This window comes from Streptomyces sp. NPDC025721 (assembly GCF_055558595.1).
In genome coordinates this window covers 484,849-496,547 of sequence record NZ_JBVHMF010000002.1, presented here as the reverse complement: position 1 = coordinate 496,547, position 11,699 = coordinate 484,849, and the positions used below count along the sequence as shown (strand labels likewise).

The window sequence follows — 11,699 nt, the reverse complement described above, 5'->3', positions numbered from 1 at the left end:
ACGGACGCGCGCGCGGCCCCCCCCCCCCCCGCCCCGCCCCCCCCCCCCCCCCCCCCCCCCCCCCCCCCCCCCCCCCCCCCCCCCGCCAGGATCTCGGTGACGCGCAGGCCGAAGCGGGCGTCGCAGGCGTGCGGAGTGCCGGAGGTGAGCGCGGTGATGGCGTGGGCCAGGGAAGCCGTCGCCTCACCCGCGACGCCGTCGGGGTAGGTCACGACGCCCTGGCCGCCGCGCAGTTCGATGACCACGCCCGCGGCGGCGGGCGGCGCGGTCAGCGTGAGGGTGGAGGTGCTGGAGGCACCGGATTCGTGACGGAGCGTCAAATGGACGGTGTCGCCGGGACCGTTGGCCGCGGTGACGGCGGTGACGTCCCCGAGTACGGGCAGCAGGACGGACAGCGCGTGCGGGCCGACGTCCCACAGGCCGCCCTTCTCCCGCCGCCACGGCGAGTCCGCGAAGGGGTTCTCGTCTCCGGTGAAGACGGCGCTGTACCAGTCCGCGCGGCCGGTGTACCACTCGCCGCGCGCCGCCTGCTCCTCGATCCACCCGGCTGTCGCCGGGTCGAAGCGCAGGGTGAAGAAGACCACCGACCCGACTCCGGCGGCCGTGACGGCCTCGGCCACCGCCTTCGCGTCCTCCACGGTCGTCGCCACCGGCTTGTCCAGCAGCACGTGGCGGCCCGCGCGGGCCGCCGCCACCGCCAACGGCGCCTGCAAATGCGGCGGCAGCGCGACCGCCACCGCGTCCACATCCGCGATCAGCGCCTCCGCGTCCCCGTACGCCCGCGCACCGAACTGCGCCGCCACCTCAGCCGCCGCCTCCGGCCTCCGGCCCCAGACCCCGACGAATTCCACCTCCGGGTGGGCGGCGAGAGCGGGTCCATGGGCGAGCCGGGCCCAGGGGCCGGTGCCGAGAAGTCCGAAGCGCATGGTCATGACGCCGAGCCTACCGGCGTCCCGCCCGGTCACGGCTACCCGGCGGGGTCCGCCGCCGGGGTGCGTCTGCGCGAGGGGGCTGGGCTCCTGGGGTGCGGCTGCGCAGGGGGCCGGGCTCCTGGGGTGCGCTTGCGTGAGGTGGGTTCGCCCTTACGGCACCGCTGCGCGGTGGGGTTCGCCGCTGGGTGCGGCTGCGCGAGGGGGGCTGGGCTCCTGGGGTGCCCCTGCGCGGGGGGCTGCGCCCCTCCGGTACCGCTGCGCAGGTGGGGTTCGCCGCCAGGTCACCGCCACGCGCCGGGGTTCGCTGCACGGGTGACCCTGCGCGGGGGGCTGGGCTCCTGGGGTGCGCTTGCGTGAGGTGGGTTCGCCCCTACGGCACCGCTGCGCGCTGGGGTTCGCCGGTGGGGTGCGTTTGCGCGGGGGGCTGCGCCCCTCCGGTACCGCTGCGCGAGGTGGGTTCGCCGGTAGCCAGCGAGCCGAAGGCGGCGCCGGTGTTGAAAGGGAGAACGCGCACAGCGACCGAGGAACGAGGGAGCGAGCACGATCGACCGTCGACACCGGATTTAAGCCGCCGGAGGCGAGAGGGCGGCAAAAAAGGGGGATCGCGGTGAGCTGACGCAAGAGGGCTCGCACGCACGGTGAGGATGCGCGGGGCGGTTCCCCGCACGGTGGGTTCACGCAGGACGGCTCACACGCACGTGTTCGCCGTGGGTGGGTGCCGTCTCGCGTGAGGTCGCCGTGGGGTGCCTGCCCCCCGGGGTCAGTTGACCGTGGTGGGTGCCGTCTCGTACCAGTTCATCGTCGTGCGAACCGTCTCGCGCATCCTCACCCTGCGGGGGAGCCGTCCTTTCTATGCGCACCCCGATCCCCTTTTTTTGCCGCCCTTCCGCCTCCGGGCGCTTAGACCCGGTGTCGACAGTCGATCGTGCTCGTTCGCTCGTTCCTCGCTCTCTGTGCGCGTTCTCCCTTTCAACACCGGCGCGCCCTTCGGCTTCATGGCTACCGGCGAACCCACCTCGCGCAAACGTGACCCAAGGGCTCAGCCCCACGCACAAACACACCCCAGCGGCGAACCCCACCTGCGCAGCGGGGCCGCAGGGGCGCAGCCCCACGCGCAAACACACCCCAGCGGCCAACCCCACCGCGCAGCGGTGACAGGCGGGGCTCCTGGGGCGTTGCCGCTGGTCACGCAGGGGCGTTCACAGTGGGTTAACACGGGGGCAACAGTCGGGAAAAGGGATTTTGCGACGCTGCGGGTGGCTCGATCAGCGCAGCTCGGCCAGCACCCGCGAAGACTGTTCGTTAAGGATGGCGTCCCGTGACCTACAAGGCTGAGTACATCTGGATAGACGGCACCCTGCCGACCGCGAAGCTGCGTTCCAAGACGCGCATCCTGGCCGACGGCGCCGAGCTCCCGATCTGGGGCTTCGACGGTTCCAGCACCAACCAGGCGGAGGGCCACGCGTCCGACCGCGTACTCAAGCCGGTCTCCTCGTTCCCCGACCCGATCCGCGGCGGGGACGACGTCCTGGTGATGTGCGAGGTCTTCAACATCGACGGGACGCCGCACGAGTCCAACACGCGGGCCGCGCTGCGCGAGGTGGCGGAGAAGTTCGCGGCGCAGGAGTCGCTGTTCGGCATCGAGCAGGAGTACACGTTCTTCCAGGGCTCGCGTCCGCTCGGGTTCCCCGAGGGCGGGTACCCGGCGCCGCAGGGCGGCTACTACTGCGGGGTCGGCGCGGACGAGATCTTCGGCCGTCCGGTGGTCGAGAAGCACCTGGAGAACTGCCTGGCCGCGGGCCTGGGCATCTCGGGGATCAACGCCGAGGTCATGCCGGGGCAGTGGGAGTTCCAGGTCGGGCCGCTGAGCCCGCTGGAGGTCTCCGACCACCTGTGGGTGGCGCGCTGGCTGCTGTACCGCACGGCGGAGGACTTCGGCGTCTCGGCGACGCTGGACCCGAAGCCCGCCAAGGGCGACTGGAACGGCGCGGGCGCGCACACGAACTTCTCCACCAAGGCGATGCGCGAGGGCTACGAGGCGATCATCGAGGCCGCCGAGTCGCTGGGCCGCGACGACAAGCCGCTGGAGCACATCAAGAACTACGGCGTCGGCGTCGAGGCGCGGCTGACCGGCGCGCACGAGACCGCTCCGTGGAACGAGTACAGCTACGGCGTCTCCAACCGCGGCGCGTCGGTGCGTATCCCGTGGCAGGTCGAGGTGGACCAGAAGGGCTACATCGAGGACCGCCGCCCGAACGCGAACATGGACCCGTACGTGGTGACCCGGCTCATGGTGGACACGTGCGGTACGGCGCTGGAGAAGGCCGGACTGGTCTGACCTGCGTCAACTCCGTTGTACAGGGCGCCCGTCACGGTCAGGTGACGGGCGCCCCGGCGCGTCGGGACCGCCGCGCGCGAGCGGTATCTCGTGACCATCGGATGATCCACTCGTTTGACGGGGCGTGAACACGCGCTCAGCAGAAAGCGATTCCGCCGATGACGAGCCCGGCCCGGTCGCTGTGGAAGAGGCGGAGGCGGCGCTCGTCGAGCACTACCCGCGCCTGGTACGGCTGGCGTATCTGGCGCTGCCCACCGCGCTCGGCACGCATCGCAGAGTGCTGACCGCGCACCGCCTGGTGCAGCGGTCGCTGCCGCGCGACCGGCGGTATCCGCCGGGGACGGCGGGTGCGACGGACGGGCCGCGTGGTGAGGCGTACGCACTGCTGCGGCACGAGGTGTTGCGCGAGGCGCTGGCCTACGGGCGGCACGGCGGCGGCCGTTGGGGCTGGCGGGAGCGTGTGCGTACGGCCGCCGCCGGTGGTACGGCGCTGCCGCAGGTCGTCGGCTTGCGGCTGCATCCGCGGGCGGGCGGCAGCGAGGAGTTGGCGCTGGACCGGGCGCTGGCGGAGTTGGCGCCCGAGGCACGGGCGGCGTTCGCGCTGCGCGGGGTCGAGGAGTTGGCCGACGCCGAGGTGCTAGCAGTGCTGAGGGCCGCGGGCGCGGCCGATCCGCGCGGCGCGATGCGGGCGGCGGCGGCCGTCAAGGGCGGCCAACACCTGCTGACGGCCGGTGAGTTCGATCCCTGCACGCTCCAGGTGGGGCCGACCGACCTGCTGCGGCGCAGGCAGCGCAGGCGCGCGGGGCTGGTGACCGGGGCGGCCGTCGCGGTGGCCGCCGTGCTGGTCTCCGGCTGGGCGGTGTGGGGCAGCGGCGGCGACAGCGGTACGGCGTCCTACGCGGCGCCGGGCTCTCCCGCGTCCGGTGCGGGGGACGCGGCCCGCGCGCTCGATCCGGCCGCTCTCGTACGGCCGGACGCGGCGCTGTGGGCGTCGACCGCGCGGATGGACTTCACGGCGTGGCCCGCGCGCGGCGGCCGGGCCGACGACAAGGCGCTGCTCGGCCGGGCGCTCGCGGTGTGGGCGCGCCCCGGCGCGGACGTGGACGTCTCCTCGACGCCCGGCACTCCGCGCAACGCCCCCGCCCAGCCGCCGCAGTTGCTCTTCGCGGGGAATGTCGACGCGGCGGCGGTGGTGATCTTCTACGACGGTCTGCGGATCGTCCGTTACGCGCAGCCGCGCAGCGGTTCGGGGCGCGCCGCGCTGGACTTCGCGCAGGTGCAGGACGCCGATGTGACGACGGCGGCGGCCGTCGTGGTCGACCGGGTGGACGGCAACACCCGTTTCCTGACCGCCCCGTGGATCGCGGACGCGCAGACCCGCGATCTGATGCGGCCCAACGTCCTCGGCGCGCCGCTGCACCGCGACGCGGACGGGGTGACCGATCCGGTACGGATGCCGGGCGCGGGGGCCGCCGCGGGTGCGTGCGGCAGTGCCTGGCCGGTGGTGCAGCTCAAGTCGTCCTCGAGGATCGTGGAGAGCCACACCTTCCTGCTGACCGACCTCGGCGACCTGTCGCCGGTCCACCTCACGTACACCCCGCCTCCGGGCGGCGGTGTCCCGGCGCGGCAGCCGCGTGAGGCCACCGGGGCTCAGGCACTGGTCAGTTGGGCGCACAACGCCTGCTATCTGGGCGAGTTGCGCGGGCAGGGCGTGAAGGCCGTCAACAACTGGGAGTTCGCCCGTACCCCGCTGCCCGAGGGCGGCGGCGAGGCGTCCTGGACCTGCGCCCGCGCCGACACCTGGCGCGGCCCGGGGCAGGCCACCGTGACCTTCGTCCCGCCGTCCTCCCCCGCCGCCGCGCCCGGCACCGTCGCCGGCCGGCAGACCGACGGCAACGCGTGCAGCCGCTTCGGCCAGCACGTCATGGCGGGCGTCATGTGGCAGTCCCCCCGCTCCCACTGGTACCTCGTCGCCGCGGGCAGCCGCGACGTCACCCGGATCACCGCCACCGCGGGCGTCCACGCCTCCGCCGACGGCCCCTACCTCTCCACCCGCGCCCCCCGCGGCACTCGCGCCACCCTCACCGCCCACCTCACCACCGGCGCCACCCTGACCCCACTCCCCGCCTCGTAGCGCCCGGGGCCGCCGGAGCTATTCGTGGGCCGGTTGGGGGGTGGGGGCTGCGGTGGGGACGGTGAGGCGCATGCGGACGTGGTCGCCGGTGCGGCCGTCTTCCTGCCAGCCCTGGTGGGTGTAGAAGGCGCGGGCGCGGGCGTTGGGGGCGAAGACCTCCAGGCGGGCGGTGGTGAGGCCCGCGGCCTGCCAGACGGCGACGCAGGCGCGGTGCAGGGCGGTGCCGGTGCCGGTGCGCCAGACGGAGGGGTCGATGTGGAAGTGGAAGAGGGTGTCCTCGTCGTGCCGGGCGGCGAGCACGGCGAAGCCGACCACCCGGTCGTCCCTGACCGCGCACAGCACGGTCCGGTCGTCCGAGGAGATGGCCCTGGCCGTACCCACGCGCTGTCGTTCCAGCTCCGCGGGGCCGCTGTACTCCTCGGCCGGGAGGTGGCCCGCGTAGTAGCTGGCGCGGGCGCGGGCGTGGATGTCCGATATCGCGCTCAGGTCTTCGGGCGTGGCAGGGCGGACCCTGATGTGCGGGGAGCTCATATGGGCGTGGACGCATCCAGGGCAACATTGGTTCCCTCCGGCGTACGACCCGGCCGTAAAACTTGACGCGCCAAGGGGAGCCCGCGGTTCCCGCCGTCCGCGATTCAGTGCGGAAACGGCCGGATCGCGGGCTCCCCTCACGGGCGCCCGACGGTCCTCAGCGACCGGTCCTGAACACCGCCACCGTCCGCCCCGGCACGGTGAAGGTCCCGGTCCCCGCCGCGTACGTCGAGGTCCTGACGACCGGGTCGGTCCCGGCCGCCTGCACCGGGTGCAGGGCGTACGAGGTTCCGCGCGCCGCCTCCACCCGCTGCTTCTGGGTCGTCGGCGTCGCGTTGAAGACGATCACCAGGTCGCCGGCCTTCATGGTGATGACGCCGGGCGTCTCGTCGGGGCCCGACAGCGGGAAGGAGACCTGCTGTTGGACCTGGGCCGCGGTGCCGAGCCGGAAGGCGGGCTCGGCGGTGCGGATCCGCAGCAGATCCTGGTACGCGGCGGAGGCCGCGGTGATCTGCGCGCAGCCGGGGCTGAGCTGGGGCTGCGTCAACAGCGGCTTGGCGTAAGGCCACTTGGCCTGGTTGTCGGCCGCGGGCGGAAGTCCCCGGCCGAAGCCGGTGCCGTCGGCGCACTGCCAGTGGATCGCGTTGAACCAGTCCCCGGAGTCGAAGGAGTTGCGGTCGAGGGACTTGGAGCGCAGCAGGTCCGAGCCCGCCTGGTAGAGCGCGGGCCCCTGGGAGAGCGCGGCGGTGGCCTCGGCGACGACCTGCATACGGGCGCGGTCGGCGGCCGAGGTGCCGACGGGGAGCTTGAAGGCGAGGGCGTCGTAGAGGGATTCGTTGTCGTGTGCGTCGACATAGGCGAGGGCGTCGCCCGGCGCGTCGGCGTATCCGGCGGGTGCGCCGTTGTAGTCGATCTCGGCTCCGGTGACCCGCCTGCCCGCCGAGTCGGTGAAGCCGAACTCCTTGAGGTTGCCGGTGAGTCCGACCTTGATGAGGTCCTGGTAGTGCAGCAGCCGGGCCTTCTGCTCGGCTGGCGTGCCGTTGTTCACCGAGGAGTTGGGGTCGGTGTAGAGGCCGGAGGCGAAGCCCTGCACGCCGGGGTCCTCGTCGAACGGACTGCCGCCGCGTACGGCGTCGCGCGCCCGGTCGGAGAAGGTCGCGATGCCGGTGCCCGCCATGTTGGCCTGGGTGGCCTGGACGAAGCGGGCGTCGTCGGCGACCTCGCCGAAGTTCCAGCCCTCCCCGTAGAGGATGATCTTCTTCCCGTCCACGCCGTCGTGACCGGGCGTCAGCGCGTCCAGCGCCTTGCGGACGGCGAGGATGTTCGCCTTGGGGTGGTGGCCCATCAGGTCGAAGCGGAAGCCGTCGACCTTGTACTCCTTGGCCCACGTGACGATCGAGTCCACGACGAGCTTGCCCATCATGGTGTTCTCGGGCGCGGTGTTGGCGCAGCAGGTGGAGGTGGCGACCGAGCCGTCCGGCATCAGCCGCTGGTAGTAGCCGGGCACGATCTTGTCGAGGACGGAGGTGTCGGCCTGGCCCGCCGCCGAGGTGTGGTTGTAGACGACGTCCATGACCACGCGCAGGCCCGCGTTGTTGAGGCCCTGCACCATCTGCCGGAATTCCGTGGTGCGCTGCGGCCCGTCGGGGTTCTTGGCGTAGGAGCCCTCGGGCACGGTGAAGTGGTACGGGTCGTAACCCCAGTTGTAGGCGTCCTTTGCCGCCGCCGCGGTCACGCACGCCTGCTGCCGCTCGCTGTCGGGCGCGTACGAGGCCAGGTCGCAGGCGGGCTTCGCCTGGTCCCGCTCGCGTTCGGGCACCGTCGAGAAGTCGAAGGCGGGCAGCAGGTGGACGTAGTTGACGCCTGCCGCGGCGAGCGCCTTGAGGTGGGTCATGCCCGCGGACGAGGTGTCGGTGAAGGCGGCGTATTTCCCGCGGTCGGCGGCCGGGACGGTGCTGTCGGCCACCGAGAAGTCGCGGATGTGCAGCTCCTGGATCTGCGCCCGGCCGATCGGCGCCGCGGCCGGTTTGGCCTGCCGCTCCCAGCCTTTGGGGGCGAGCTTCGGGTCGTCCAGGTCGACCAGCAGGCTGCGCTCGGAGTCGGTGGTCAGCGCGACCGAGTAGGGGTCGGTGACCTTGTTGACCACGAGCTTTTGGACGCTGGGGGCCCAGACGGTGACGTCGTACAGATACGTCTTCCCGGTCCACGACCGGCTGCCGGTCACCGACCAGACGCCGCTGGTCTTGTCCCGGCGCATCGGTACGGTCCTGCCGTCGATCTCCACGCTCACCCGGTGCGCGGTCGGCGCCCACAGCGACAGCCGCGGGGTGCCGTGCGTGAAGACCGGGCCGAGGGTGTCCTTCGCGGCGGCGGCGCCGTAGACCGCGTCGAGCACGCCCTGGGTCTGGACGCCCGTCGCGGCCAACAGGGCTCCGTTGGCGGCGCGTTGGGTGGCGATGATCTGGCCGCTGAGCGCGTCGGTGGCGCGGGCCCGGTCGCGCGGGTCGATCGTGAAGGCCGAATACCCCTTGAGCTGCGGGTACTTGGCGAGCTGGGCGGCGGTGAGACCGGTCGCGGTCTTCGTCAGCCGCAGCCACTTGCCCTCGCTCGACAGCGCGCCGTCCTTGACGGTGATGCCGCCGTCGGGCGCGTAGACGAGCTGCTGGGACGCCGCCGCGGCGGAGGTCTGCCAGGCGACGGTGTCACGGTCGATCCACTGGGCCTGCGACTTGGTGAGGTCCAAGTCAGCTCCTGATCCCTGGGGTTGCGGCAGGAGATACTTTTCCGTGCCGCCGAGCAGCCACACCTCGTGGCCGGTCCCGGTCAGGTCGAGCGACTGGTCGCTGGGCAGGTCCTTCGCGTCGCCGTTGTGCAGGATGTAGCTGAGCGAGGTGGCGCCCGCGGCGAGCGGGACCTCGTACACCGCGCCGTAGGAGTCGATCCGGGCCGGCCTGACGGGCGAGGACCAGTCGGTGGGGGTGGCCGCGCCGGTCCAGACGTGCAGGCCCCAGCCGGTGTAGTCGCCGTCCGCGCGGTGGTAGTGCAGGACGGCCTTGCCGGTGTCCTGCGGCGGGTAGGCGCCGTCCGGCGCGGCCGTGGCCACGTCCGGGCTGCCCTGCTTGATCCACACCTCGCCGGTCGCGGTGAGGTCGATCGCGCGGTCGCCGTCGGTGTCCTTGACGCCGTCCTTGTTCACGACGATGAAGCCGACATCGGACGCGCCGGGCTTGAGCCTCACATAGGCGAAGGCGCCGTACGCGTCACGGCCGGTGAAGGCGTGGCCCGCCGGGTACGTGGTGGCCTCGCCGTCGGCGATGTCGCCCCAGGTGTACAGGCCCCAGTCCGCGTAGTCGCCGTCGGTCCGCTGGTAGTGGACCACCGCGTAGTCGTGGCTGATCGCGGTGGGCGGCGGGGTGACCGGGGTCGTACCGGTGCTGGTCGCGGCGGTGGCCGCGGCCGTACGTCCGGCGGCGTCCACCACAACGGCCTTGTAGCGTACGGGCGTTCCGGCCGCCGTCTTCGGGTCGATCGTCTGCGTCACCTTGTACGGGGCGTGGTCGGCAGAACCGAGCACCTGCCACGTGGCGTTGCCGGTCTGGGCGGCGAAGACGACCCGGTTGAGGCCGCCGCCGCTGACGTCGGCCGTCAGCTCGACGGTGCCGGTGGCGCCCGCCTCGGGTGCGGCCAGCGTGATCGTCGGCTTCGCGGTGGGCGCGGGCAGCGGCTTGGCGGCCTGGTAGACCACCGAACTCAGCGCGGGCACCGTCACCTTGAGCGAACCGTCCGCGCCCGTGGTGAGCGTCCCCGTCGTCCCGTACAGCGCCCGGTACGCGGCCTTCGCCGCGCCCGCAGCCGGGATCGTGACCGTCTTCGCGGCCGTCGCGTTGTTGACCGCCACCAGGTAGTCGTCACGCGTCTTCGCGTCCGTGCGGGAGTACGCGTAGACACCGGCCGCCGTGCCGGGCTCCGCGTACCGCTCGGTCTGGACCCCGTCGCGCAGCGCCGGGTGGTCCTTGGTGAGCTTCGACAGCGCGGCGATGGCGCGGTAGAGCGGGTGCGTCGGGTCGTACGCGTCGTCGGCGTGCGTGCGCGCGGTACCGATCTCGTCGTCGTCGAGGTAGTCGGCGACCTGGGAGGCGAACATCGTCTGCCGGGCGTCCTTGTCGCCGCCCGCGCCCGTGAAGCCCTGCTCGTCGCCGTAGTAGACGACGGGGTTGCCGCGGCCGAGGAACATCACCTCATTGGCCAGCCGGTCCCGTCGCACCAGTTCGGCGTCGTCCGCCGCCGGGTTGTCCTGCTTCAGGAAGGAGCCGATCCGGCCCATGTCGTGGTTGCCGAGGAAGGTGACCTGCTCGTACGCGTTGGCCTTGTCCGTCGTGTAGCGGTAGTCCTGGCCGTAGACCCCGGCGAGCTTCGCGGGCGCCGCGCCCTGCGAGGCGTAGGCGCGGGCCGCGTCCTGGAAGGGGAAGTCGAGCGTCGCGTCGAGGCGGCCCCGCGTGACGTACGGCGAGGTGATCGCCGGGTCGGCGGAGTACGTCTCGCCGAACATGAAGAAGTTCGGCCGGCCGTGCCTGGCCGCGTAGTCGTCCAGCGCGGTCGCCCACTGCGTCCAGAACGGCAGGTCGACGTTCTTGACCGTGTCGATGCGGAAGCCGTCGATCGCGAAGTCCTTGACCCACTTCTCGTAGATCCGCTCCATGCCGCTGACGACCTCGGGCCGCTCGGTCCACAGGTCGTCCAGGCCGCTGAAGTCGCCCTGGTCGGCGCTCTCGCCCGCGAAGGTCGAGTCGCCGCGGTTGTGGTACATCGTCGGGTCGTTGAGCCAGGCCGGCACCTTCGCGTTCCTCTGGTCCGCGGGCACGATGGGCGTGCGCGGGAACGACGCGGTCGTGACCTTCGGGAACGTCGCCTTCCCGGCGCCGTTCCCGCCGTCGGCGTAGGTGCTGTCGTCGAAGGGGGTGCCGTCCGCGGCGAGGTACGGGAACGCGCCCTTTGACAGGTAGGTGTACGTGTTCTCCGCGTTGCCGATGACATCGGCCGTGTGGTTGGTGATCACGTCGAAGAAGATCTTCATGCCCTTGGCGTGCGCCGCGGTGATCAGCCTGCGCAGGTCGTCGTTGGTCCCGAAGTGCGGGTCCACCTGGGTGAAGTCCGTGATCCAGTAGCCGTGGTACCCGGCGCTGGCGTCCGTGCCCGTGCCCTGCACCGGCCGGTTCTTGAAGATCGGGGCCATCCAGATCGCGGTGGTGCCCAGGCCCTTGATGTAATCCAGCTTCTGCGTCAGGCCCTTGAGGTCACCGCCCTGGTAGAACCCCTTGTCCGTGGGGTCGTACCCGGTGGTCAGCCTGCCGCCGGTCAGACCGCCCTTGTCGTTGGCCTTGTCCCCGTTGGCGAAGCGGTCCGGCATCACGAAGTAGAACTGCTCACGCGTGGCGTCGTGCCGCGCGGCCTGCCCGGCGAGCGCATTGTCCGACGGCGGTGGTGGCGGGGCGGGCACGCCGTGTGCGGACGCGGCCGGTACGGCCAGCGCCACGAGCGCGGCGAGCGCCGTGGCGACGGCGGTGCTTCTGATACGTCTACCGGTCCGCGACCGGTACGCGGGCAGCCTGAACGGCAGGGCCACGGGCGGTTCTCCTTGCGACTACTCCGCCTGACGGCGGAAAGGGGACAGCCTCGCGCCGGGGCCCCACGCGCATGAAAACCCGGTGCAGCTCCGGCATCGGCGCCGGAACGAACTTGACCGGGACCGTATCCCCGCGGGGAG

Annotated in this window: 5 protein-coding genes; 2 read left to right on the top strand and 3 right to left on the bottom strand. The window is 72.3% G+C overall.

Annotation, left to right across the window (positions count from 1 at the left end):
* On the bottom strand, window positions 1-926 hold a 926-nt coding region (locus ACZ4EF_RS06125), incomplete at its 3' end, for a Gfo/Idh/MocA family protein (RefSeq protein WP_467503084.1).
* A gap of 1,324 nt (window positions 927-2,250) precedes the next feature.
* On the opposite strand from ACZ4EF_RS06125, the gene glnII reads away from it, so the two are divergent.
* Together glnII and ACZ4EF_RS06115 are read left to right on the top strand one after the other, a co-directional pair.
* Entirely contained in the window at window positions 2,251-3,270 is a 1,020-nt protein-coding gene (glnII, locus tag ACZ4EF_RS06120; RefSeq protein WP_355334395.1) for a glutamine synthetase, read from the top strand.
* Window positions 3,271-3,394: 124 nt separating this feature from the next.
* Complete coding sequence (locus ACZ4EF_RS06115) at window positions 3,395-5,404, top strand: hypothetical protein (protein ID WP_467503006.1); 2,010 nt, start codon at window positions 3,395-3,397, stop codon at window positions 5,402-5,404.
* An 18-nt stretch (window positions 5,405-5,422) separates the two neighbouring features.
* Here the strand turns inward: ACZ4EF_RS06115 and ACZ4EF_RS06110 are convergent, their stop codons facing one another.
* Window positions 5,423-5,935 carry a GNAT family N-acetyltransferase gene (locus ACZ4EF_RS06110; protein WP_355334400.1) on the bottom strand — a complete coding sequence of 171 codons (513 nt, stop codon included), beginning with the start codon at window positions 5,933-5,935 and terminating at the stop codon, window positions 5,423-5,425.
* Between the two features lie 157 nt (window positions 5,936-6,092).
* Complete coding sequence (gene pulA, locus ACZ4EF_RS06105; RefSeq protein WP_467503003.1) at window positions 6,093-11,558, bottom strand: pullulanase-type alpha-1,6-glucosidase; 5,466 nt, start codon at window positions 11,556-11,558, stop codon at window positions 6,093-6,095.
* Window positions 11,559-11,699 lie beyond the last annotated feature (141 nt).